This window comes from Rhizobium bangladeshense, from assembly GCF_001662075.1.
In the GTDB taxonomy this organism is placed as follows: domain Bacteria; phylum Pseudomonadota; class Alphaproteobacteria; order Rhizobiales; family Rhizobiaceae; genus Rhizobium; species Rhizobium bangladeshense_B.
Map to the genome: position 1 here is coordinate 492,075 of NZ_LYPL01000002.1, position 24,276 is coordinate 516,350.

Consider the following 24,276-nt stretch of genomic DNA (forward strand, 5'->3'; position numbering starts at 1 on the left):
GCATGTCGTATGATATACCCACCAACCAAACAAAAAGGGCGGCACTTCCGCACCGCCCCTCCGTCTCACATCAAACGCAAAACTACTTCGCGTCCAAAAATTCACCAACCTCAAGCAGGCTGAACTCGTTATTGTCGGCCTTGTCGACGGCGCGGCCGGCCGAGAAGGGTAGGTTGTTGTCGTTGCCGATGATGATGTGCGTGGCGTCGACGCGGTCGACGTTCTCGATCGTCACGAAGGGCATGTCGTAGATGCCGTCCTTGGCCCCGGCCTTCTTCTTGTTGTCGGGGTCCTGGATGTTCAAGAGGTCGATGTAGCCGATTTTGCGGACGGCCTTGCCGGCATTGGCGTCGTTGAATTCGATCTTGTAGACGCGCTTCAGCTCGGCAGGGGCCTCGAAGCAATCAGGCTTCGATTGTTTCGGATCGGCGCAGGCCCTGTCCTTGGTGCCGGCGCCGCTGTCGCGCTCGATGACGAGGGCGGTCGTGTCGTCGAGCATGTTGAAGTCGCCGATCGATACGCCCTTGTCCTCGAACGGATAGAGCCAGCTGCGGCCGGTCCACTTCTTGGCGGCGACGTCGAATTCGATGATGCGGATGGCGGTGTGGCCGTCGGCCGTTTCCATCGTGCCGTCATCCTTGTAGATGGCGCCTTCGAGCAGGCCGTAGAGTTTGGCGCCGTCCTTCGACATGGCAAGGCCTTCGAAGCCGCCGGAGCGCTTCAGGTTGAAGATCGGCATCTTCGCGGCCGGATTGCCCGGCAGCTGGATCAGCGCATTGTCGGGCGACAGCACCGGCTTGCCGTCGAGCGTGGTCGCAATGACATCGGTCAGGCGGCCCGCCGTGTCGAATTTCAGGATATAGGGGCCGAACTCGTCGCCGAGCCAGAAACCGTCGGCAACCGGCTGGATCGATTCGATGTCGAAGTCGGCGCCGGTGAGGTAGCGCGTCTCAGTGCCTTCGAGCACGATCGGGAAGGGGGCGATCTTGTTGGGATCGGAGAGGAAGAGGTTCTTGACGACGTCAGCCTTGTTGGCGGCCCAGTCGAATTTCATCTGGTGCAGGAACAGCATGGAATCGGAAGAATTGGCCTTGGAGCCGAAGCCGTTGTCGGAGAGCGTCCAGAAGGTGCCGTCGGCCATCGTCTTGATGCCCGAGAAACCCTGGATCGGCTGGCCGTCGAACGGAAGCTTCAGGTCGGTCACACGTGCACCGTCCTTGCCGGGAACGGTGCCGAGCGCTTCGGTGCGCTTGCGATCCGGCGTCGTGAACTTGCCGGAATGCTTGAGGAAATCGGGGGAGTCGGCCGGAGCCGCAACCATGGTGTTGGCAGGCAGGATCGCCTGGCCGGCGAGCTTGGCCGGGAATTGCTGCTGGTCGGCCGAAACGGGGCCGGCAATCAGAATGAAAAGCGATACGGAAGCAAAAAGGACGTTCTTCATAATATCCCCATGGAACGGATGCGAATGGCTTCCGCTTAGCAGGGCTTCCGTGTCAGCGAATTGACGGTTGAGTGAAGCTTTGGTGACGGGGTGATAAGAGGGTTGCTTAGCCGTGCAGAACGACTGCAGGCGTATTGAGCACGGTAACCGCCCGCGAGGAAAGCGCCATGACGCCGAGCGCCTGGCCGCGTCCTTTGACGGCATGGATGCCGAGATCGTCGCAGGAAATGTCGTCTGGAAAGGTCATGCGCCGGGCAAGCTCCGCGGAGATCAGCACCTGCCGGTTCAGACTGCGGCAGAGCGTCTCCAGCCGGGCGGTCGTATTCACCGTGTCGCCGAAATAGCTGATCTTGTGGTGGTCGACGCCGACTTCCGCGGTGATGATTTCGCCGCCATGAAGAGCGGCCCGAAGCTTCGGCACCTGTCCGTAATTTTTCCGCCAGCCAGCGGCATTGGCTTCTATATCGGCAATGATATCGAAGATGCAGCGCACGCAGCGCGCATCCTTGACGCCGCGGGCAAGCGGCCAGGTAATGATCGCCGCATCGCCAACATAGTCGTTGATCATGCCCTTGTGGCGCCGGACCGGCTCGGCGAAGGTCGCAAACAGCGAGCTCAGCAGCTGCTGCGCCCGGAGGTCGCCATGCTTTTCGGCAAAAGCCGTCGAATCGACGAGATCGATGAACAGGAAGACACGCTCTTCCTTGACCGGATTGCGATAGCGGCTGATGAGCATGCTGATGAATACTTCGCGGCCGAGCAGCTCCCGCACGCGCAGGATGAAGATCAGCGCCGAGCAGACGGCAAGCGCATAGAGGAAGACGTCGAACGGCATGATGACGAGCTCGAGGGGCGACGACGGCTTCAGCACGCCGAGCGAGCGAAGCAGCAGGCCGGCGCAGGCAAAGCCGATGCTCATCAGGATTTCGTAGATCACCAGTTCGGTGATGATGAAGGCGAAGGTCGGCAGCTTCTGGATCCGTCGGTAGAGCCCGCGGAACAGCACCTTGCGCTCGAAGGCGATGATTGGCATGCCGATGAACAGCGCGAAGATCGCTCCGATGACCGGCGTCTGATCGGAGTAGAACATCGAATCATAGACGACGCCGCTCGCCGCCAGGACGAGGACGATCAGGATCCAGTTCTGCGTCGGAGATATTTCCCGCATGCCGCCCCTTCGCTTCGCAGTTTCGCCCGGCCATTGTTTCAGCTAGGAAAACAGCGTCAAGCGAATTCGATTTGGTGTCAGAGCGCGACGGTTTCAACCTTCCGGCCGGCGAATCGCAGCCCGATCTGGCCCTGGATCAGCTGCAGCGCCGGCTCGCCGAAAAGATCGCGCCGCCAGCCGTGCAGGGCCGCAACGTCGGCCTTCTCGCCGTCGGCGGCGATCTTGTCGAGATCCTCGCTGTTGGCGATCACCTTCGGCGCGACCCCGTGTTTTTCCGAGATCAGCTTCAACAGCACCTTCAACAGCTCGACGGCGGCAGCTGCGCCCTCCGGCGCCTGCGTCTGCCGCGGCACATGCGGCATATCTGCCTTCGGAAGAGCGAGCGCCGCGTTGACTGCTTCGACGACCGCCGTGCCGGAGGCGGAGCGCTCCCAGCCTTTCGGAACGGTGCGCAGGCGGCCGAGCGCTTCGGCATCCTTGGGCTGTTGCTGGGCGATCTCATAGATCGCATCGTCTTTCAAGACGCGCGAACGCGGCACGTTACGCGCCCGTGCCTCGCGCTCGCGCCAGGCGGCGACATATTTCAGGATCGCCAGCTCCTGCGGTTTGCGCAATCGCATCTTCAGCCGCTGCCAGGCATCGTCGGGATGCATGTCGTAGGTTTCGCGCGCTTCGAGGACGTCCATTTCCTCACGTAGCCACGACGTACGGCCTTCGCGATCGAGCTCCGCCCTCAGCGACAGGTAGACGTCGCGCAGGTGGGTGACGTCGGCCAGCGCATATTCCAGCTGCTTGTCGGAGAGCGGCCGGCGGCTCCAGTCGGTGAAGCGCGACGACTTGTCGATATGGACATTCTTGATGCGGCTGACCAGCTGGTCATAGGAGACGCTGTCGCCGAAGCCGCACACCATGGCCGCGACCTGCGTGTCGAAGATCGGATGCGGAATGAGATTGCCGCGATTGAAAATGATCTCGATGTCCTGGCGCGCCGCGTGAAAGACCTTCAACACCGTGGTGTCGGCCATCAGCGCGAAGAAGGGGGCGAGGTCGATGCCCTTGGCCAGCGGATCGACGAGAACCTCCAAGGTCGGGCTGGCCATCTGAATCAGGCAGAGCTCCGGCCAGAAGGTCGTTTCGCGCAGGAATTCGGTGTCGATGGTGATGAAGTCGGACTTGGCCAGCTCTTTGCAGGCGGCCGCCAAATCGGCGGTGGTTTCGATCATATCAATTCATTCGCAAGGAAAAGGTCGGTTGAACCTTCCTTCTCCTTTCGCTTCGATATGTCAATACAACAGCATAAGCTTCGCGCATTGCTGACGAAGAATCACGTCCAAACTGAGGCAGAGCAATGCTTCAGCTCACTCTGACATAGCTAGTCATGCCGGTCTTCTGATGCTCGATGATGTGGCAATGCAGCACCCAGTCGCCGGGGTTGTCGGCGACGAGGGCCAATTGCACCTTCTCGTCCGGCTGGACGAGGTAGGTGTCGGAGACGAGCGGCATCACCTCCCGGGTTGAGGACGAGATCACCGTGAAGCTCATTCCGTGCAGATGGATCGGATGAGCATGCGGCGTGGTGTTCTCCAGATTGAAGACATAGCTCTTGCCGAGCTTCAGCTCCGCCAGCGGCGCCGTCGGATCGGGGGTGTCGCCCGACCAGGGTACCTTGTTGATCGCCCAGAAGCTGTAGCCGAGCGTGCCGCAGATACTTTCGACGGCGGCATTTTCCGCAGTGGCGCTCAACACCAGCGGGATCTCTTCGGCGGCGGAAAGATCGGCCTTCGGAACGGGGTTTTTGGCAAGCGGGCCGAGATCGCCGAAATCGCGTTTCAACGACTGTCCGACGGCACGCAGGCTGGCAATCGTCTTCGGCGTCGTGCCGCGGAGATCTTCAAGCGTGGCGACGGCGCCTTCGCCGTCCGGCATGCGCACGGCAAGGTCGAGCCGCTGTCCGGGCCCGATCTGCAGGAGGTCGAGGGGAAAGCGCTTCGGCACCGGATTGCCGTCGATGGCGATGACGGTCGCATCGGCGCCCGCCATCTTCAGCGAGAAAATGCGCGTCACATCGGTGATGGCGATGCGCAGCCGCACCAGCCCCCCGGCAGGCGCGTCATATTGCGGCTCCCGATGCCAGTTGGCGGTGCGCACCGTGCCGTAGGTACCGCTCTTGGCCGCATCGCGCGGCCGGAAGGGGGCGATGAACTGCCCGTCGCCGCCAAGCCGCCAGTCGCGCAGGTTCAGCAGCACCTCGGCATCGAATTCGGGATCGGTCGGGTCCTCGACCACGAGCATGCCGGTCATGCCGTGGCCGATCTGCGTCAGCGTGTTGCAGTGCGGGTGATACCAAAAGGTGCCGGCATCGGGCGGGGTGAAAGCATAGTCGAAGCTGTCGCCGGTGTAGATATAGGGCTGCGTCACGAAGGGCACGCCGTCCATGCGGTTGTCGATGCGCAGTCCATGCCAGTGGATCGTCGTCGGCTCGTCCAGCTGGTTGTTCAGCCGTGCCGCATAGGGCTGACCCTTCGTCAACCTCAGAACCGGCGGCATGCCGTCATGGCCCCAGCTCATGACATCCCGGGTCGGTCCCGCCTCGGTCAGCATGGCCTCGGTCTTCACCGCCGTCAGTAGCTGCGGCGCCGCCGCAGCCGCGGCAGGCCCGAATTTGCCGGCAATGCCCATGCCGAGGCCGTAGGCGCCCGCGACGGCGGATGCCCTGAGAAGGTTGCGGCGGGTCAGGAAGGGCATGCGCGGCTCCACGACGAAAATGCACCTCCTTTTAAAGTTGACCGACATCTTCATCAATACGGCAGGCGCGGCCAAACTGCCGCAGCATACGGGCCTCGGCTTCGCCATAAACGCGTGCCAATCGCGCGGCGAGCACGCGCCAAGCCTTGACAAATCGGAGCGTCCATGCGCTTTTCCGCCCGATTTTCTTGTCGGCGCTTGAGGGGCCCTTGAACCCTTGCTGCCGTCTTAAGCCACATGCCAGGAATTGAGATCATGCATCGCTATCGCAGCCACACATGCGCCGCCCTCCGCAAGACGGATGTCGGCTCGACCGTCCGTATCTCCGGCTGGGTCCATCGCGTTCGCGACCATGGCGGCGTTCTTTTCATCGACCTCCGCGACCACTACGGCGTCACCCAGGTCGTCGCCGATCCCGATAGCCCGGCCTTCAAGCTGGCCGAGACCGTCCGCGGCGAATGGGTCATTCGCATCGACGGCCTGGTCAAGGCGCGCACCGAAGACACCGTCAACAAGACCATGGCGACCGGCGAGATTGAGCTCTACGCTCAGGAGATAGAGGTGCTCTCCGCCGCCAAGGAATTGCCGCTGCCGGTTTTCGGCGAGCCCGAATACCCTGAAGACGTCCGCCTCAAATACCGCTTCCTCGATCTGCGCCGCGAAACGCTGCACCGGAACATCGTCAAGCGCACCCAGGTCATCTCGGCGATGCGCCGCGAAATGGGCGCTGTCGGCTTCACCGAATATACGACGCCGATCCTGACAGCCTCCTCGCCGGAAGGCGCACGCGACTTCCTCGTTCCCTCGCGGATCCATCCCGGCACCTTTTACGCGCTGCCGCAGGCGCCGCAGCAGTACAAGCAGTTGCTGATGGTTGCCGGTTTCGACCGTTATTTCCAGATCGCGCCGTGCTTCCGCGACGAAGACCCGCGGGCCGATCGACTGCCGGGCGAATTCTACCAGCTCGATCTCGAGATGAGCTTCGTTACACAGGAAGACGTCTGGAACACCATGGGTCCGCTGATGACCCAGATTTTTGAGGAGTTCGCCGAAGGCAAGCCGGTCACCAAGGAATGGCCGCGCATCCCCTATGACGAGGCGATCCGCAAATATGGCACGGACAAGCCGGATCTGCGCAACCCGATTATCATGGAAGCGGTGACCGAGCATTTCGCCGGCTCCGGTTTCAAGGTCTTCGCCGGCATGATCGCTTCCAACCCGAAGGTTCAGATCTGGGCGATCCCGGCAAAGACCGGCGGCTCGCGCGCTTTCTGCGACCGGATGAACGCCTGGGCGCAGAGCCAGGGCCAGCCCGGCCTCGGCTATATCTTCTGGCGCAGCGAGAACGACAAGCTCGAAGGTGCCGGACCGCTCGCCAAGAACATCGGCGAGGAGCGCACCGAAGCGATCCGCACCCAGCTCGGCCTCGGCGATGGCGACGCCTGCTTCTTCGTCGCCGGCGAGCCGGAAAAATTCTACAAGTTTGCGGGCGAAGCGCGCACCAAGGCCGGCGAGGAATTGAACCTCGTCGACCGCGATCGTTTCGAACTCTGCTGGATCGTCGACTTTCCCTTCTTTGAATGGAACGACGAGGAGAAGAAGGTCGATTTCGCCCACAACCCGTTCTCGATGCCGCAGGGCGGCCTTGACGCGCTGCAGAACCAGGACCCGCTGACGATCAAGGCTTTCCAGTACGATGCCGTCTGCAACGGCTTCGAAATCGCCTCGGGCTCGATCCGCAACCAGTCGCCGGAAACCATGGTCGCCGCCTTCGAGAAGGTCGGCCTCAGCCAGCAGGACGTCGAGGATCGTTTCGGCGGTCTCTACCGCGCCTTCCAGTACGGCGCCCCGCCGCATGGTGGCGCGGCCTTCGGCATCGACCGCATTGTCATGTTGCTCGTCGGCGCCAAGAACCTGCGTGAGATCTCGCTGTTCCCGATGAACCAGCAGGCCCAGGACCTCCTGATGGGCGCGCCGACCCCGGCAACCCCGACGCAGCTGCGCGAGCTCTCGATCCGGCCGATCCCGCCGGTCAAGAAGGACTGATATAATAGGCTGCAAAGGGCCGGAGAGAGGTCGCCTTCGGAAAGATAAAAGGCCCGGCGGTGCGAACCGCCGGGCCTTTTCGTTGTCAGATCAAAGCGATCAGTCGTTGGCCGAAACCTTGACGCCGAGCACCTGCGGTAGCGTGTTCGGAGCGCCCATGGCGGCGCCGACGATCGTCGGGAAGGGCACCGGCTTTTCAGGGACGGCCTTGACGGTCAGGCTCTTCGGGTCGTCGAGGAAGGTGTTGACGGCGGCCGAAACGGCATTCTGCAGTTCCGGGATGTTGAGCTGCGCCAGCATGATCGGCGTCATCGTCTTCAGCGAATCCGCCATCAGCTTGCCTGATATGTTCTGCTGCGCGCCGGCATAATCGAGCGCCCGCTTGGTGATCGAGGCATCCTCGAAGCGCACCTGCGCGCCTTCGAAGGACAGCTGCTGCATCAGACCCAGCATGGCAAGGCCGAGCGCCTGCTGCGCCTGTTCCTTGTTCGGGTTGGCTTCCGACTGCTTCATCGCATCCTGCATCGACTTCATGAAGGCCATTGTGTAGCCGGAGATCTTGAAGCCGAGGTTGAGCTTGCCGATGTTGGTGAAGTCGAAGGCGATTTCTGAAACGTCGATCGTGCCGGGCCCGAGCTCCCAGGCGCCCTTCATGGTAATGTCGCCCTGGACGTGCTGCAGGGCGAGTTTCTCGATCGCATCCTTGCTCTTGGGATCGTCGGTCTTGCTGAGATCGGCCTTCATGCTTTTGAAGGCACCGTCGAAATCGAAGCCGGATTCGTCCTCGCGCAGCGTCAAATTCATGTCGCTCTGAAGCACCGAGAACACTTCCGCGCCGTCCTTGACCACTTTCAGCGGGCCGGTATGGGCAGTCTCGTAGAGCATCATGGTGTCGAGCGAGTCGCCGCCCGGCGTTGCCGGGACGGAGATGCCGCCGAGCGTCAGCTCCTGCGCCGTCACGGTGACGCCGTCTCCCGTCTTGTTAACGTCGGGAAAGGCCGCTTCTTCGATGTAATAGCCGCCTTCCTCGTCTTCCTCCACGCCGGAAAGGGTGACTTCGCCGATGGGCAGGCTTTCGCCGCCGGTCGGCTTGACCGTAACATTCTTCAAAGTCACGGTCGTGCCGTTGATATCGACGCCTTCAGCCGAAATCGTTCCGCCCTGCGCTTCATAGGCGGCATTGATCTTCCTCAAGAGATCGGCGCCGTCGAGAGCGAAAGCCGAGCCGGCGAGGGAGAAAAAGGCGACGCCCGACAGCATCAGCCGCGTTGTCCGGTAAATGTTCATGGGGTGATTCCTCTGGTGGCGTTGGAAATCTGCAGTTACGCTACTATAGATTGGGGCCGCTTTATATTTGCGGACCTCTAAATTTCTGTTGAAAGGAACGGCAAACGAAGTCCAAATTGCGGCGAAGGGTTTGTCTCATTCTTCGATGTCAGTCCCAAGTCTTCATCCACAGCTGCAATGCCCCGGATTCCTTGCCCGCCGGCCGCTTCTGGGCTAGTCAAGACCCATGGGACAAGAGATTTTGCCGCCTTCCGGCGGAGACGACGACAATATCCAACCGGTCGACCTCAAGGCGGCGCTCGAGCAGCGTTACCTCGCCTATGCGCTGTCGACCATCATGCATCGCGCTCTGCCTGACGTGCGCGACGGGTTGAAGCCCGTGCATCGCCGCATCGTCTATGCGATGAACGAGATGGGACTGAGGCCGACTTCGGCCTTCCGGAAATGCGCCAAGATCGTCGGCGAGGTGATGGGTAATTACCATCCGCACGGCGACCAGTCGATCTACGATGCGCTCGCCCGTCTCGCCCAGGATTTCTCGCAGCGCTACACGCTGGTCAACGGCCAGGGCAATTTCGGCAATATCGATGGCGACAGCCCGGCCGCCATGCGTTACACCGAATCGAAGATGACGGCGGTCTCCGAACTGCTGCTCGAAGGCATCGATCAGGACGCCGTCGACTTCCGCGACACCTACGACGAATCGAATTCCGAGCCGGTCGTCCTTCCCGGCGCCTTCCCGAACCTGCTCGCCAACGGCTCCTCCGGCATTGCCGTCGGCATGGCGACCTCGATCCCGTCGCACAATGCCCATGAGCTTTGCGACGCCGCGCTACATCTGATCAAGCATCCCGATGCGACCGTCGAAAAGCTTGTCGAATTCATTCCCGGTCCGGATTTTCCGACCGGCGGCATCATCATCGACAGCCGCGACAGCATCATCGAGAGCTACCGCACCGGCCGCGGCGGTTTCCGTGTGCGGGCGAAATGGCAGATCGAGGATCTCGGCCGCGGCGGTTACCAGATCGTCATCACCGAAATTCCCTTCCAGGTGCAGAAATCGCGGCTGATCGAGAAGATCGCCGAGCTGCTGATCGCGCGAAAGCTGCCGCTGCTCGAAGATATTCGCGACGAATCGGCCGAGGACATCCGTGTCGTCCTGGTGCCGAAATCCAGGAGCGTCGATCCGACGATCCTGATGGAATCGATGTTCAAGCTGACGGAGCTCGAAAGCCGCTTCCCGCTTAACATGAACGTTCTGTCCATGGGTCGCATCCCCAGGGTCATGGCCCTGAACGAGGTGCTGAAAGAGTGGCTGGATCACCGCCGCGAGGTTCTGCAGCGCCGCTCGCGCTTCCGTCTGGCCGCGATCGAAAAACGTCTCGAAATCCTCGGCGGCCTGCTGATCGCCTATCTCAACATCGACGAGGTGATCCGCATCATCCGCGAGGAGGATGAGCCGAAGCCGGTCATGATGGCGCGCTGGGATCTCACCGACAACCAGGTCGAGGCGATCCTCAACATGCGGCTGCGCGCCTTGCGCAAGCTGGAAGAATTCGAGATCCGCAAGGAGTTCGACGAACTCACCAAGGAAAAGGGTGAGATCGAGGCGCTGCTAGCCTCCGACGACAAGCAGTGGCAGACGGTTGCCTGGGAAATCGGTGAAGTGAAGAAGAAATTCGCCAAGGCGACCGAGGTCGGCCGCCGCCGCACCCAGTTCGCCGACGCGCCGGAGGCCGATGAGGAGGCGATCCAGCAGGCGATGATCGAGAAGGAACCGATCACCGTCGTCATCTCCGAAAAGGGCTGGATCCGCGCGCTGAAGGGCCATATTGCCGATACGGCGACGCTGACCTTCAAGGAAGGCGACGGCCTGAAGGTGGCTTTCCCGGCCCAGACGACCGACAAGATCCTGATCGTCACGACCGGCGGCAAGGCCTTCACGCTTGGCGGCGACAAGCTGCCGGGCGGTCGCGGCCACGGCGAGCCGCTGCGCATCATGGTCGATATGGACAACGACCAAGCCGTGCTGACCGCTTTCGTCCACGATCCCGCGCGCAAGCAGCTGATCGTCTCCACAGCCGGCAACGGCTTCGTCGTTGCCGAGGCCGAGCTGGTCGCCAATACCCGCAAGGGCAAGCAGATCATGAATGTCGCGCTGCCCGAGGAGACGCAGCTGCTGGTGTCCGTCAGCGGCGACCATGTCGCCGTCGTCGGCGAAAACCGCAAGCTGCTGGTTTTTCCCTTAGCGCAGGTGCCGGAAATGTCGCGCGGCAAGGGCGTTCGCCTGCAGCGTTACAAGGATGGCGGCATTTCCGACGTCCGCTGCTTTGCGATCTCGGACGGCCTCGTCTGGGAAGACAGTGCCGGCCGCACCTTCACGAAGAACAAGGACGAGCTTGCCGAATGGCTGGGCGACCGCGCCAGCGCCGGCCGCACCGTGCCGAAGGGTTTTCCGCGTAGCGGCAAATTTGCCGGGTAGAGCAATTCCTTTTCTGTCTGGAATTGCATGAAAACGAAGAGACGAGCATTTTCCTGGTGCGAACAGAACCGAAATGCTCTGAGCCATAAAAATTCCGTGCCCGGCTCTTGGCTGGCGCCGGAACTTCTCTATCTCATCGCTGTTACCCGAAAGAAGAGAAGGCCGGTTCTGTGGGCGGATGGAACGGCTGCGGTCCGCGCGCCTGGGAAAGGCGCGCGTGCCCTACCGGAGGAAAATCGATGCCCGCCAGCACCATCAAATTGCATGTCAGCCATACTTACAGAGCGCCGCCCGCTGTCGTGTATGACGCCTGGCTCAACCCCGAAATCGCCCGCCGCTTCCTGTTTGCCACCGATGACGGCCACGTCATCCGCGCCGATATCGATCCGCATGTCGGCGGCCGTTTTTTCATCGTCGACCGCCGCCCGACCGGCGACGCCTTCCACCAGGGTGTTTTCCTGGAATTGAAGCGCCCGCGCCGTATGGTCTTCTGCTTCTCCGTCGAAGAGCACGACCACAATTGTGACCGCGTCGAAATCGACATCGAGCCGCTCGGCGGCGGCAGCCGTCTGACGCTGAGCCACGAAATGTGCGCCGAATGGGCCGCACATGAGGAGAAGACCAGGCAAGGCTGGGCGCATGTGCTCGAAGGACTTGGCAGGGAGCTGGACCAGCAATTCAAGGCGGCCGGCTGAGAACTATGCTGAAATCGCGAAGGAAGCGCGGCGGCTGACCATATTTACTCCGCAAGCGGCCTGCGACTCTTCCTTCGCGCCATCCAGCCAGAATGGGCGGCGATCGCCGCCACCAGGATACCGCCGCCGACGAGTGTCATCGTCGCCGGCCTTTCCGCGAAGATCATCCAGACCCAGATCGGCGCGAGCACCGTTTCGAGCAGGTAGAACATGCCGACCTCAGGGGCGGAGAGGTAGCGTGGTCCGGTTGCCAGGCACCAGAAGGCGACCGGCATCACGATGGCGCCGTTGAGGAGGACCCACCCGGGGTGGGCGATGGAAAGCCCTGAGGGCAAGGCTTGCGCAAGGCCGAGGACGGCCGGCAGGATGGCGGCAAGCAGCGGCACGAAACCCATTTCCCGCCGCGAGGCACGTCCGACCGTGATGGCTGCGGCCAGAATGAACGCGCTGAGAAGCGCCATGGCGTCGCCAAAGAAATGGCCGCTGGAAAGCCCTTCGCTCACGATCAGTCCGACACCTGATATCATGAACAGCATGGCGATCAGCGTTGCGGCCGATGGCTTCTCCTTGAGGAAAATCCAGGAAAGAAGCGCCCCGAACATCGGGTTGAAGGCGACGATGAAGACCACATTAGCGGTGGTCGTATTGAAGACGGCCAGCACGAAGGTGAGGGAGGAGATGCCGTAGAGCAGACCAGCGAGCAGGCCGGGTCGCCCTGGAACCAGGACCGGCCATTTGCCCGAAGTAACGCGCATAGCTCCAAGGATGACGAGCGTGGCAAGAACCGTTGCGGCGCTTCGTATTCCGAGAACCGACCAGATGTCGCCATCGCCAAGACGGACGAGCGGGATATCCATCGAAAGCGCCAGGCCGCCGATCGCCGTCAGCAGCAAGCCCTTCCTGTGGCCGGAACGAGCGGAAGGTAACATTCAGTCGTGGGTGCTTTCGCGCATGGAGGAGGGATCGAAACGTTCCCAGCCGCGCGGGGTCAGATGTTCCTGTGGCTGGAAGCGTGTCTTGTAGTCCATTTTCCGCGACCCTTGCACCCAGTAGCCAAGGTAGACATGCGGTAGGCCGAGCGCCCTGGTGCGCCTGATATGGTCGAGGATCATGAACGTGCCGAGTGAACGCCGCTCGAGCCCGGGATTGAAATAGGAATAGACCATCGACAGCCCGTCGCTCATTGTATCGGTCAGCGCCGCGGCAAGCAGCTCGCCTTTCGGCCGCTCTTCCAGTCCTGAACCTTCCTCGCGCCGGCGGTATTCGACGATTCGCGTATTCACATGCGTATCTTCCACCATGATCGCGTAGTCGAGCACGGTCATGTCAGACATGCCGCCCTGCTGATGGCGATAATCGAGATAGCGTCGGAAGAGCGAATATTGTTCGCTGGAAGGCTGGGCGGTAAATTCGGTGGCGATGACGTCGGAATTGGCGGCAAGCACGCGCTTCATCGATTTCGTCGGCTCGAATTCCTGGGCGAGAATCCGCACGGAAACACAGGCACGGCAGGATTCGCAGGCCGGGCGGTAGGCGATGTTCTGCGAGCGGCGGAAACCGCCTTGCGTCAGGATGTCGTTCATCTCGGCGGCCCGCGGTCCGACCAGATGGGTGAAAACCTTGCGCTCCATCTCATGCGGCAGATACGGACACGCAGCCGGAGCCGTCAGATAAAACTGCGGGGATGGCGTTGTCTGCGTATTCATTTGTCGCGGAAGTTTCCTTGTCGAGACAGTGCCGTTTTCCGACAGCATGACCTAAGAATAGAAAACGTCAACAGCGGGACGATTTCCGCCCTTCATTTCGATCTTCTAAAGTTAAATATGGAGCGTCTGCAACAGGCGGCAAAGGGAAGGCGGAGACTTTATTTCGTCTCCGCCGCGCTTCAAGCGGTGCGCACCGTCACGGTGCCGACCAGCAGGTCGTGGATCAGGCGGCTGCGTTCGATAAACAGGCCGGCGAGCAGGATGAGCGGCGTCAGCACCGAGTTGAGGATCCAGAACAGCGCCAGATGCACGATCGCCGTCAGGAAATCCATCGGCCGCCCATCGACGCGCACGATCGCGATCCCCATTGCCCGCATGCCGAGCGAGGCCTGGCTCGGTCCGCCGACGGTCAGGCCGAAGTAAATCCCGGCGACGATGACGAAGAGGGCAGGGTAGAGAAGGAAGCCGAGCCCGAGCGTGATGATCGACAGGAAGAACAGCACGATCGCTGCGGGGATCCACAGCAGCGCCACGATGAGGTAGTCGAGGATGAAGGCAAGGACACGGCGGCTCAACACGCCGCTATAGGCGCGCCAGTCCTCCGGTGCGGCAAAAAGCGGATTGGGGTTGTAGCTCATCTCGATCTCCTGCGAAAAGCGATGCCGCTGATATGGTGTCGGTAGGGCGAAATACAATAATCGCCCTGCACTCACCGTTTTCCGAGAATTCTCGCCACCTCGACCGCGAAATAGGTGAGGATGCCGTCACATCCCGCCCGCTTGAAGGACAGCAGCGTTTCGAGCATCGCCCGCTCGCCATCGATCCAGCCGTTCATCGCCGCCGCCTTGATCTGGCTATATTCGCCGGAAACCTGGTAGGCGAAGGTCGGCAGGCCAAAGGCCTCCTTCATGCGCCAGCAGATGTCGAGATAGGGCAGGCCGGGCTTGACCATCAGCATGTCGGCGCCTTCCTCGACGTCGAGCGCGGCGTCGCGGATCGCCTCGGTGCCGTTGGCGGGGTCAATATAATAGGTCTTCTTGTCGCCCTTCAGCAGTCCGCCGGTCGAGATCGCCTCGCGATAGGGGCCATAGAAGGCAGAGGCGAATTTCGTCGCATAGCTCATGATGCCGACGTTCTGGTGGCCGGCCGCATCGAGCGCCATGCGGATCGCGCCAATGCGCCCGTCCATCATCTCCGATGGCGCGATGATGTCGGCGCCGGCGTCCGCCTGCATCACGGCGGCGCGCGCCACCTGGTCGACCGTCTCGTCATTGATGATCTCGCCGTCTCTCAAGATCCCGTCATGGCCATGGCTGGTGAAGGGATCGAGCGCCACGTCGGTGATGACGCCGATATTGGGGACCGCCTTCTTGATCGCCGCCGTCGCTTGGTTGATCAGGTTATTGGCTTCCAGGCTGTTCGAGCCGGTCTCGTCGCGCAGTTCCATCTCGATGTTCGGAAAGGTGGCGAGCGCCGGAATGCCGAGACCGGCCGCTTCGCGTGCGGCTTCGACCGCCTTGTCGATGCTCATGCGGTTGACGCCGGGCATGGCCGCGATCGGATCGACGATGCCGGAACCCGGCACGATGAAGATCGGCCAGATAAGGTCGTCGACGGTCAGCCGGTTCTCCTGCACCAGCCGGCGCGTCCAATCCGCCTTGCGGTTGCGCCGCATGCGACGATGGCCGGTGATGTCGTCGACGAGATGCGTCCTGTCCTGCATGATATCTGTCCCTGGCCCATTCCATTTATCGGAGCGCTCATTATCATGGCGCCCGGAAAATCCAAACCGGACGAATGGCCGCGGCGGAAAACACCCTTATGACGATACAACCGGAACCGATGTCTGCGCCATGGAAACCGATAGCCCGACGATCCCGAAACGCACACTGGCGGATCTCCTCTTCATTCTGTTCCTGAGGCTGGTCGCCCTATCCTGCTTCTGGTTCGGCCTGCAATATTGGGCGATGCTCGTCGGCTATTCGCTGGTCGGCGCCGGCCGCTTCGATCTCTTGAGCCTGCCGTGGAAGGTTGCGAGCACCAGCCTTGCCGTGCTTTTCCCGGTCGCGTCCCTCGGCCTGTGGCTCACCGTCTCCTGGGGGCCGGTCATCTGGGTGCTGGCAGCAGGCGGCCAGGTCCTGATGTATGGCCTGCTGCCGGATATTTTCGGACCCAACAAGCTGATCATCCTGCTGCATCTCATGGTCGCCGCTGTCTACTGCATTTTCCGCCTGCTGCTGTGGCTGGAAAAGCGCCGGCACCGCCGCCAGGTAAGCGTTGATTTACCCTGAGACAACGTGGGGTTTCCAGTAAGGCTCCGTTAAGCCTGCGGTTTAAGTCGAATTTTATATGTATTCGATAGGGTCTCACTCAAGGCGGGAAGAAAACGACACCGCCAATCAAACAGTGAGGCAGTCAATATGAACACGAAAATCAAGCCGCAGGCGGTATCGAACTTCCGTGACCAGCAGGATCAGGGCATCCGTGATCTTTACATGGAATCCCTTCATCTTGTTGAACGTCTTCACCGTCGTCTTCTCGACGTCATCAAGGACGAATTCGACCGTCAGGGCCGCAGCGACGTCAACGCCATCCAGGCGCTGCTCCTTTTCAACATCGGCAATTCCGAGCTGACCGCCGGCGAGCTGCGCTCCCGCGGCTACTATCTCGGCTCCAACGTTTCCTACAACGTCAAGAAGCTGGTCGATCTCGGCTTCATCAACCACCAGCGCTCGCGCATCGACCGCCGCTCGGTCCGCATCAGCCTGACCGAAACCGGCCAGGACATCGCCGAAACGGTCGCCAAGCTCTACGAACGCCACATCGCCTCGATCGACAAGGTCGGCGGCATCGGCACCGACGAGTTCACCCAGATGAACAAGCTGCTCCAGCGTCTGGACCGCTTCTGGAACGACTCGATCATGTATCGTCTCTAAAATCCCTGACCTCCTTTCAGGGTTGCAGAAAACCGGACGTGTCCCTGCGCGTCCGGTTTTGCCGTTTGCCCGCGTGGCATCTTTGCAACGCAGGGCAGGCAAGCGTTATAGCCTGTATTCAAGCCGTTTTTTAGCCGTTATTAACCGGCACCGTTTAGCCCGTCAGGTTCGTTGCCTCGTGTCTCCGGCAGCCGGCAGTCTATCTTCCGAGCCGGTAACACGAATTGGCCATATTGGTGTGGCAGCGGAAGTTTAACAACCGGCGCTTGAACCGATCAGAAATGTTCAGGCTGTCGCATCGCGCTTCTGTGATGGGCTAGCTGAGTTTTTTGATGCGCCGGGACAACGAATGCACAGAGATCTGCGTTACGGCGCAGTGATATCGCAAAGAGCCGCGGCCTTCTTTTTATCGCGGCATTCAGTGGTTGGGACTATGTCGAAGAAAAACGGAATTGAAGCTCTTTCGCGCCGCGCTTTCCTGGCGTCGGCGGCAACGGTTGGCGCCGGCGCGCTTGCTGCCGGTCCTGCATTGGCGCAATCGGCACTCGATGGGCTCCTGAACGCGCCGCGCCGCGGCAACTGGGACGACCAGTTCGACGCCAAGGCGGCTTCGCGTACGGCGACCGCCGTTGTTTCAAACACTCCGATCCTCGGGCCTCAATCGGTCGCCAGCGCCCAGCAGGCGATCATGCAGTATCAGCAGATTGCGGCCGCCGGCGGCTGGCCCGAAGTCAATCCCGGTGACCAGCGCCTGCAGCTCGGCGTCAGCCATCCGGCCGTACAGGCGCTGCGCCAGCGTCTTGCGATCACCGGCGACCTGCCGCGTGAGGCCGGCCTGTCGAGCGCCTTCGATTCCTACGTCGACGGTGCCGTCAAGCGCTTCCAGGCGCGTCACGGTCTGCCGGCCGACGGCGTCCTCGGCGAATTTACGCTGAAGGCGATGAACATCCCCGCCGATGTCCGTCTGCAGCAGCTGAACACCAACCTCATCCGTCTGCAGACCTTCCCCGAAGACTTGGGACGCCGCCACCTGATGGTCAACATTCCGGCCGCCTATGTCGAGGCTGTCGAAGACGGCAGTGTCGCGACGCGTCATACCGCGGTTGTCGGCCGCCTGAGCCGCCCGACGCATCTCGTCAATTCGAAGATTTACGAGGTCATCCTCAACCCCTATTGGACCGCGCCGCGCTCGATCGTCGAGAAGGACATCATGCCGCTGATGCGCAAAGATCCGACCTATCTCGAAAAGAACGCCATCCGCCTGCTCGACGGCAAGGGCAACGAAGTCTCTCCCGAGACCGTCGACTGGAATGGCGAGGCGCCGAACCTGATGTTCCGTCAGGATCCGGGCAAGACCAACGCCATGGCCTCGACGAAGATCAACTTCTACAACAAGAACGGCGAGTACATGCACGACACGCCGCAGCAGGGCCTGTTCAACAAGCTGATGCGCTTCGAATCCTCGGGCTGCGTCCGCGTCCAGAACGTGCGCGACCTGACGAACTGGCTGCTGCGCGAGACCCCCGGCTGGAGCCGCCAGCAGATGGAGCAGGTGATCGCAAGCGGCGTCAACACGCCGATCAAGCTCGCGGCGGAGGTTCCGGTCTATTTCGTCTACATCTCCGCCTGGGGCATGCCCGACGGCATCGTCCAGTTCCGCGACGACATCTATCAGATGGACGGCAACGCCGAATTGGCGCTCGATACCACGGCTGGCATGGAACAGCCGGTGCAATAAGCGGCGACCTCTGCATCGCACCCTCGAACCGCGCCCTCCCGGCGCGGTTTTTTTATTGCGGCGAGGGCGCTCGATCGCGGAGCCGCGATTCATCGGCGCCGCGCTGTCGCAAAATGACCGGAGCGCGCGCTTTGCTCAGCAAATGTCGTTCTTCGTATTGCCCTTGCCACAGGGGAAGGATAATACCTTCGCGCATTCCAGTTGAGGAGCCCGCCCATGACCAATGCTTCCACCGAATCCTTCTTCAATCGCTCGCTTGCGGACGTCGATCCCAAGATTTTCGGCGCGATCGGAAAGGAACTCGGTCGCCAACGGCACGAGATCGAACTGATCGCTTCCGAGAACATCGTCTCCCGCGCCGTGCTGGAAGCTCAGGGCTCCATCATGACCAACAAATATGCCGAGGGTTATCCGGGCAAGCGGTATTATGGCGGCTGCCAGTTCGTCGATATCGCCGAGGAACTGGCGATCGAACGCGCCAAGAAGCTGTTCGGCGTCAATTTCGCCAACGTCCAGCCGAATTCCGGCTCCCAGATGAACCAGGCCGTGTTCCTGGCGCTGTTGCAGCCCGGCGATACCTTCATGGGCCTCGATCTCAATTCGGGCGGTCACCTGACGCATGGTTCGCCGGTCAACATGTCCGGCAAGTGGTTCAATGTCGTCTCCTACGGTGTGCGTGAAGGCGACAACCTCCTCGACATGGATGACGTCGCCCGCAAGGCCGAACAGCACCGGCCGAAGCTCATCATCGCCGGCGGCACCGCCTATTCCCGCATCTGGGACTGGAAGCGTTTCCGCGAGATCGCCGACTCGGTCGGCGCCTACCTGATGGTCGATATGGCCCATATCGCCGGTCTCGTCGCCGGCGGCCAGCATCCCTCGCCGTTCCCGCATTGCCATGTCGCGACGACGACGACGCACAAGTCGCTGCGCGGCCCGCGCGGCGGCGTCATCCTGACCAATGAAGAAGATCTGGCCAAGAAGTTCAATTCGGCCGTCTTCCCCGGTCTCCAGGGTGGACCGCTGATGCACATCATCGCCGCCAAGGCGGTCGCCTTCGGCGAGGCGCTGCAGCCGGAGTTCAAGGAATACGCCGCCCAGGTCGTCAAGAACGCCCGGGCGCTTGCCGAAACGCTGATCTCAGGCGGCCTCGATGTCGTCTCCGGCGGCACCGACAACCACCTGATGCTCGTTGACCTGCGCAAGAAGAATGCCACCGGCAAGCGCGCCGAGGCAGCGCTCGGCCGCGCCTATGTCACCTGCAACAAGAACGGCATTCCCTTCGACCCGGAAAAGCCCTTCGTCACCTCGGGCGTGCGCCTCGGCGCGCCGGCCGGCACGACGCGCGGCTTCAAGGAAGCCGAATTCCGCGAAATCGGCAACCTGATCGTCGAAGTTCTCGACGGCCTGAAGGTCGCCAATTCCGATGAAGGCAATGCCGCCGTCGAAGCCGCCGTGCGCGGCAAGGTGGTCAACCTCACAGACCGCTTCCCAATGTATGACTACATGGGGTAAGGAGTAGCGATGCGCTGCCCCTATTGCGGTTCGGAAGATACTCAGGTCAAGGATTCGCGCCCGGCGGAGGACAATACGTCCATCCGCCGGCGGCGTATCTGTCCGGATTGCGGCGGCCGCTTCACGACCTTCGAGCGTGTGCAACTGCGTGAGCTGATGGTCATCAAGAAGACCGGCCGCAAGGTGCCCTTCGACCGCGACAAGCTGGTGCGCTCCTTCGAAGTGGCGCTGCGCAAACGCCCGGTCGAGCGTGACCGCATCGAGCGCGCCGTCTCCGGCATCGTCCGCCGGCTGGAAAGTTCCGGCGAGACCGAAATCTCCTCCGAGCAGATCGGCCTCCAGGTGTTGGAAGCCATGAAGAGCCTCGACGATGTCGGCTTCGTGCGCTACGCCTCCGTCTATCGGGATTTTTCGCTCGCCGAGGATTTCGAGAAGGTCATTTCCGAAATCAACGCCAAGATCGCCCGCGACCCGCTGGACAGATGAGCCATGAGCCTCACGCCGGATGACGAAGGTTTCATGGCGGTGGCGATCCGGCTGTCGCGCCGGCATCTCGGCCGCACCGCCACAAACCCCTCCGTCGGCTGCCTGATCGTCAGGGATGGCGTCATCGTCGGGCAAGCGGTCACCGCCCTCGGCGGCCGCCCGCATGCCGAGCCGCAAGCGCTCGCCGAAGCCGGCGAGGCTGCCCGCGGCGCCACCGCCTATGTGACCCTCGAACCCTGCTCGCATCACGGCAAGACGCCGCCCTGTGCCGAGGCGCTGATCGCCTATGGCGTCGCCCGCGTCGTCATCAGCGTCACCGATCCCGATCCGCGGGTTTCCGGCCGCGGTATTTCCATGCTGCGCGACGCAGGTATCGAGGTGGATGCCGGTGTGCTGGAAGCCGAGGGCCGGCGTTCGCTGGCCAGCTATCTCACCCGCCAGACGAAGAACCGGCCCTATGTGACTCTCAAGCTTGCCGTTTCCGCCGACGGCATGATCGGCCGTGCGGGGGAGGGACAGGTGGCGATCACCGGCCCGGAGGCCCGCGCCGAGGTGCAGGCGCTGCGGGCCGAAACCGACGCGATCCTGGTCGGTATCGGCACCGCGATAGCCGACGATCCGTTGCTGACGGTGCGCACACCCGGCCTGGAGGCGCAGTCGCCTGTTCGTATCGTGCTTGATCCGTCTTTGGCCTTGCCAGTGACGAGCAAGTTGGTCGCGACGGCGCGAGAGGTGCCGGTCATCGTGGTGGCGAGTGAGGACGTGTCGCCGTTAACGGCGAATGTAGAGGGGTTGCCCCCCTCCGTCCTGCCGGACTACCGGGGTGGAACCACGGGTCTCGACCCGTCGTTCGGACCCCCCACAAGGGGGGAGATCAGCAAGGAGCAGGATCCGAATTCCCTCGCCCCTGTTAGCAACAAATCGACTTCAGGGAATGTAGGGCAAGGCGCCGGCCCCCAGCCGATCTCCCCCCTTGTGGAGGAGATGCCTGGCAGGACAGAGGGGGGTAACGCACCGGCCGACGCCGCCGACATGGACTCCCGCCGCGCCGCACTCGAAGCCGCCGGCGTCGAGATCGTCTATTGCAATCCCTATCATCCGGAAATCCTGCTGCCGGCGCTTGCGACACGCGGCATTTCTTCGCTTCTGGTCGAGGGCGGCGCCAAGACAGCGCGACTTTTCCTGGAAGCCGGTCTCGTCGACCGCATCCAGCTTTACCACGCGCCCGTCATCATCGGCGCGGACGGTATTGAATCGCCGCTTGGTGCAACCGACATACCATCCGGTTTCGCCCATATGGGCACGCGCATATTCGGCGCAGATCGCCTGGATGAATATGAAAGAGAGAGTTGATGTTCACCGGAATTGTCACTGATATCGGCACGATCGAGTCCGTTTCATCGCTAAAGGAGGGCATCAAGCTCCGCGTTGCGACGAGTTACGATCCTGCCACCATCGATATGGGCGCCTCCATCTCCCATTCCGGCATCTGCCTCACCGTGACCGGCCTGCCGCAGGAAGGCAGCAACGGCCGCTGGTTTGAGGTCGAGGCCTGGGAGGAGGCGCTGCGGCTGACGACGATCGACACCTGGCGGGAAGGCAGCCGCATCAATCTCGAGCGATCGCTCAAGATCGGCGACGAACTCGGCGGCCACATCGTTTCCGGCCATGTCGACGGCAAGGCGGAAATCCTTTCGGTGACATCGGAGGGCGACGCCACGCGTTACCGCCTGCGCGCACCCGAACATCTGGCGAAATTCGTCGCCCCCAAGGGGTCGATCGCGCTCGACGGCACCTCGCTGACCGTCAACGCGGTCGACGGCACGGACTTCGACGTCCTGCTCATCCGCCACACGCTGGAAGTGACGACGTGGGGCGAGCGCAAGGCCGGCGATTTCGTCAATTTCGAAGTCGATACCATGGCGCGTTACGCCGCCCGGTTGGCTGAATTTCCCAGCGCTTGAATCGAAGCCGCCATCGATTTTCGAAGTTACGCTACGATCGTCCGATTTCAGCCAATGGCTGCCCCTCACCCTAACCCTCTCCCCGTAAACGGGGCGAGGGGCGTGCCCTGCGAGAACTGGGCGAGGACGGAGACGTTGCGGCATATCCCTTTCGCCCCGCAAGCGGGGTCCGAAGGAAGGGTCGAGACGCGTGGCTCGACCCCGGTCGGTGCCGGCAGGCGGATGAGGGCTGTCCGCGTCGATTTTCGGTGTTATACGCCGGGTGGAAAGGGACAGCGCGCCTGGCCGGCCGGAGAGTTCACCAGACCGGAGAGAGCTTCGTCAGATATTGGCCGTAGGCACTCTTGCCGTGCTTCTCCGCGAGTTTGGCGAGGTCGTCCTGCGAGATGTAACCCATACGCCAGGCGACTTCTTCGGGGCAGGCGATCTTGAAGCCCTGGCGTTTCTCGAGCGTGCTGACGAAACCTGCGGCATCGTGCAGGCTATCAGGTGTGCCGGTGTCGAGCCAGGCGTAGCCCCGGCCCATCAGTTCCACGAAAAGCTGGCCACGCTCGAGATAGGCGCGGTTGACGTCGGTGATTTCCAATTCGCCGCGCGGCGACGGCTTCAGGTTGGCGGCGATATCGATCACCTGCTGGTCGTAAAAATAGAGGCCGGTCACCGCCCAGTTCGATTTTGGCTCCTTCGGCTTCTCCTCGATCGACAGCGCATTCATCTTTTCATCAAAGCCGACGACGCCATAGCGTTCCGGATCGGTGACGTGGTAGGCGAACACCGTCGCGCCTTCCCGCCTGCTCGTGCCGGATTTCATGATTTCCGGCAGCCCGTGCCCGTAGAAGATGTTGTCGCCGAGAACGAGAGCCGAGCTGTCGCCGTGTACGAAGTCGGCGCCGATGATGAAGGCCTGGGCGAGGCCGTCCGGGCTCGGCTGTACGGCATAGGTCAGCGAAATTCCCCATTGCGAGCCGTCGCCGAGAAGGCGCTTGAAGGCTTCGACGTCGTGGGGAGTCGTAATGATCAGCAACTCCCTAATGCCGGCGAGCATGAGCGTCGTCAGCGGATAATAGATCATCGGCTTGTCGTAGACCGGCATCAACTGTTTCGAGACGGCCTGCGTGATCGGATGCAGACGCGTGCCCGTGCCGCCCGCAAGAATAATTCCCTTCATGCTTTCTCCTTAAAGACCTTTATTCAAAAGGTCTTGCATGACGATCGTCATGGACTGCTTCCACTCCGGGAGCCTGATTCCATAGGTTCTGGCGAGCTTGTCGCCGTTGAGACGCGAATTGGCGGGACGCCGTGCCGGTGTCGGATAGTCCGTCGTCGGGATGCGCTCGACGCCAACGTTTCTGCCGCCCGACTTAAGCAGCGCCGCGAATATCTCTTCGGCGAAATCAGCCCAGCTTGCTTCACCGCTGCCGGTCAGGTGAAAGGTGCCGCGGAGCGATGGCGCGGGGTCCGCTATGACACGGGTCGCGATCGCAAGAATCGCGTCGGCGATGTCGAGTGCCGAGGTCGGGCATCCTGTCTGATCGGCGACGACGCGAAGATGATCGCGCGTCTCGGAAAGCCGCAGCATCGTTTTCAGGAAATTGGCGCCAAACGGCGAATAGACCCAGGCGGTGCGCAAGATGACGTGGTTCGGGTTCGCCGCCGCGACGGCATGCTCGCCGGCGAGCTTCGAACGGCCATAGACGGAGATCGGCGCCGTCGCATCCTCTTCGCAATAGGCGGAGGTCTTGTCGCCGCTGAAGACGTAGTCGGTCGAAATGTGGATGACCGGGACCCCGATCCGCGCGGCAGCCTCGGCAACCGCCCCAGCGCCTGTCGCGTTGACGGAAAAGGCAAGCTCGGCTTCGCTCTCGGCCTTGTCGACCGCCGTATAGGCGGCGGCCGAGACGATCACATCCGGCCGCAGAGCCGAGAAGGCGACTGTAATGCTTGCAGGATCCGAAAGGTCCATTTCCGGGCGGCCGACCGCGATGATCTCGACCCCCGTTTCGGCGCCGCGTCTGACCAGCGACTGAACGACCTGGCCCTGTTTACCGGTGACGGCAATGCGCATCG

Annotated in this window: 21 protein-coding genes; 10 read left to right on the forward strand and 11 right to left on the reverse strand. The window is 61.9% G+C overall.

Annotated features, from left to right (window positions below; translation table 11 throughout):
- Positions 1–82 precede the first annotated feature (82 nt).
- The 4 genes from A7X77_RS06370 to A7X77_RS06385 form a co-directional block, all read right to left on the reverse strand.
- A complete protein-coding gene (locus tag A7X77_RS06370; protein WP_064682141.1) occupies positions 83–1,441 on the reverse strand; it encodes an esterase-like activity of phytase family protein in 1,359 nt (452 codons plus the stop codon).
- A 106-nt stretch (positions 1,442–1,547) separates the two neighbouring features.
- Complete coding sequence (locus A7X77_RS06375; RefSeq protein ID WP_064682142.1) at positions 1,548–2,609, reverse strand: adenylate/guanylate cyclase domain-containing protein; 1,062 nt, start codon at positions 2,607–2,609, stop codon at positions 1,548–1,550.
- A 77-nt stretch (positions 2,610–2,686) separates the two neighbouring features.
- Positions 2,687–3,832, reverse strand: a complete 1,146-nt coding sequence (gene rnd / locus A7X77_RS06380) for a ribonuclease D (RefSeq protein WP_064682143.1) — start codon at positions 3,830–3,832, stop codon at positions 2,687–2,689.
- Positions 3,833–3,962: 130 nt separating this feature from the next.
- Positions 3,963–5,354: a multicopper oxidase family protein gene (locus A7X77_RS06385; protein WP_064682331.1), complete on the reverse strand. Its 1,392-nt coding sequence runs from the start codon at positions 5,352–5,354 to the stop codon at positions 3,963–3,965.
- Positions 5,355–5,609: 255 nt separating this feature from the next.
- On the opposite strand from A7X77_RS06385, the gene aspS reads away from it, so the two are divergent.
- Positions 5,610–7,400 carry an aspartate--tRNA ligase gene (gene aspS / locus A7X77_RS06395; protein WP_064682330.1) on the forward strand — a complete coding sequence of 597 codons (1,791 nt, stop codon included), beginning with the start codon at positions 5,610–5,612 and terminating at the stop codon, positions 7,398–7,400.
- 99 nt (positions 7,401–7,499) lie between these two features.
- Here the strand turns inward: aspS and A7X77_RS06400 are convergent, their stop codons facing one another.
- On the reverse strand, positions 7,500–8,687 hold the full coding sequence (locus A7X77_RS06400; protein ID WP_064682145.1) for a hypothetical protein: 1,188 nt from the start codon (positions 8,685–8,687) through the stop codon (positions 7,500–7,502).
- Positions 8,688–8,913: 226 nt separating this feature from the next.
- Here A7X77_RS06400 and parC point away from each other — a divergent pair, with 226 nt between their 5' ends.
- Both parC and A7X77_RS06410 read left to right on the forward strand, forming a co-directional pair.
- Positions 8,914–11,169: a DNA topoisomerase IV subunit A gene (parC, locus tag A7X77_RS06405; RefSeq protein ID WP_064682146.1), complete on the forward strand. Its 2,256-nt coding sequence runs from the start codon at positions 8,914–8,916 to the stop codon at positions 11,167–11,169.
- Positions 11,170–11,408: 239 nt separating this feature from the next.
- Positions 11,409–11,864 carry an SRPBCC family protein gene (locus A7X77_RS06410; protein WP_064682147.1) on the forward strand — a complete coding sequence of 152 codons (456 nt, stop codon included), beginning with the start codon at positions 11,409–11,411 and terminating at the stop codon, positions 11,862–11,864.
- A 44-nt stretch (positions 11,865–11,908) separates the two neighbouring features.
- Here A7X77_RS06410 and A7X77_RS06415 read toward each other — a convergent pair whose 3' ends face one another.
- The 4 genes from A7X77_RS06415 to hemB form a co-directional block, all read right to left on the reverse strand.
- A complete protein-coding gene (locus A7X77_RS06415; protein WP_064682148.1) occupies positions 11,909–12,793 on the reverse strand; it encodes a DMT family transporter in 885 nt (294 codons plus the stop codon).
- Positions 12,794–13,570, reverse strand: coding sequence for an arginyltransferase (locus tag A7X77_RS06420; RefSeq protein ID WP_064682149.1), 777 nt, complete (start codon positions 13,568–13,570; stop codon positions 12,794–12,796).
- A 179-nt stretch (positions 13,571–13,749) separates the two neighbouring features.
- Positions 13,750–14,208, reverse strand: a complete 459-nt coding sequence (locus A7X77_RS06425; RefSeq protein ID WP_009994177.1) for an RDD family protein — start codon at positions 14,206–14,208, stop codon at positions 13,750–13,752.
- A gap of 71 nt (positions 14,209–14,279) precedes the next feature.
- On the reverse strand, positions 14,280–15,293 hold the full coding sequence (gene hemB, locus A7X77_RS06430; protein WP_064682150.1) for a porphobilinogen synthase: 1,014 nt from the start codon (positions 15,291–15,293) through the stop codon (positions 14,280–14,282).
- Between the two features lie 130 nt (positions 15,294–15,423).
- Between hemB and A7X77_RS06435 the strand changes: the two genes are divergently transcribed.
- The 7 genes from A7X77_RS06435 (at position 15,424) to A7X77_RS06465 (ending at position 22,209) form a co-directional block, all read left to right on the forward strand.
- Entirely contained in the window at positions 15,424–15,861 is a 438-nt protein-coding gene (locus A7X77_RS06435; RefSeq protein WP_064682151.1) for a DUF6163 family protein, read from the forward strand.
- Positions 15,862–15,990: 129 nt separating this feature from the next.
- Positions 15,991–16,506, forward strand: coding sequence for a transcriptional regulator LdtR (ldtR, locus tag A7X77_RS06440; protein WP_004673822.1), 516 nt, complete (start codon positions 15,991–15,993; stop codon positions 16,504–16,506).
- A gap of 433 nt (positions 16,507–16,939) precedes the next feature.
- On the forward strand, positions 16,940–18,244 hold the full coding sequence (locus A7X77_RS06445) for a L,D-transpeptidase family protein (protein WP_064682152.1): 1,305 nt from the start codon (positions 16,940–16,942) through the stop codon (positions 18,242–18,244).
- Between the two features lie 216 nt (positions 18,245–18,460).
- Positions 18,461–19,759 carry a serine hydroxymethyltransferase gene (gene glyA / locus A7X77_RS06450; protein ID WP_064682153.1) on the forward strand — a complete coding sequence of 433 codons (1,299 nt, stop codon included), beginning with the start codon at positions 18,461–18,463 and terminating at the stop codon, positions 19,757–19,759.
- Positions 19,760–19,768: 9 nt separating this feature from the next.
- On the forward strand, positions 19,769–20,245 hold the full coding sequence (nrdR, locus tag A7X77_RS06455; RefSeq protein ID WP_003547190.1) for a transcriptional regulator NrdR: 477 nt from the start codon (positions 19,769–19,771) through the stop codon (positions 20,243–20,245).
- A gap of 3 nt (positions 20,246–20,248) precedes the next feature.
- Entirely contained in the window at positions 20,249–21,598 is a 1,350-nt protein-coding gene (gene ribD / locus A7X77_RS06460; protein ID WP_064682154.1) for a bifunctional diaminohydroxyphosphoribosylaminopyrimidine deaminase/5-amino-6-(5-phosphoribosylamino)uracil reductase RibD, read from the forward strand.
- On the forward strand, positions 21,598–22,209 hold the full coding sequence (locus tag A7X77_RS06465) for a riboflavin synthase (protein WP_064682155.1): 612 nt from the start codon (positions 21,598–21,600) through the stop codon (positions 22,207–22,209). The genes ribD and A7X77_RS06465 overlap by 1 nt, the downstream gene beginning before the upstream one ends.
- 298 nt (positions 22,210–22,507) lie before the next feature.
- Here the strand turns inward: A7X77_RS06465 and rfbA are convergent, their stop codons facing one another.
- Positions 22,508–23,377, reverse strand: a complete 870-nt coding sequence (gene rfbA / locus A7X77_RS06470; protein WP_064682156.1) for a glucose-1-phosphate thymidylyltransferase RfbA — start codon at positions 23,375–23,377, stop codon at positions 22,508–22,510.
- 9 nt (positions 23,378–23,386) lie between these two features.
- The gene (rfbD, locus tag A7X77_RS06475) at positions 23,387–24,274 is read right to left on the reverse strand and encodes a dTDP-4-dehydrorhamnose reductase (RefSeq protein WP_064682157.1); all 888 of its coding nucleotides are present in this window, start codon (positions 24,272–24,274) and stop codon (positions 23,387–23,389) included.
- Positions 24,275–24,276 lie beyond the last annotated feature (2 nt).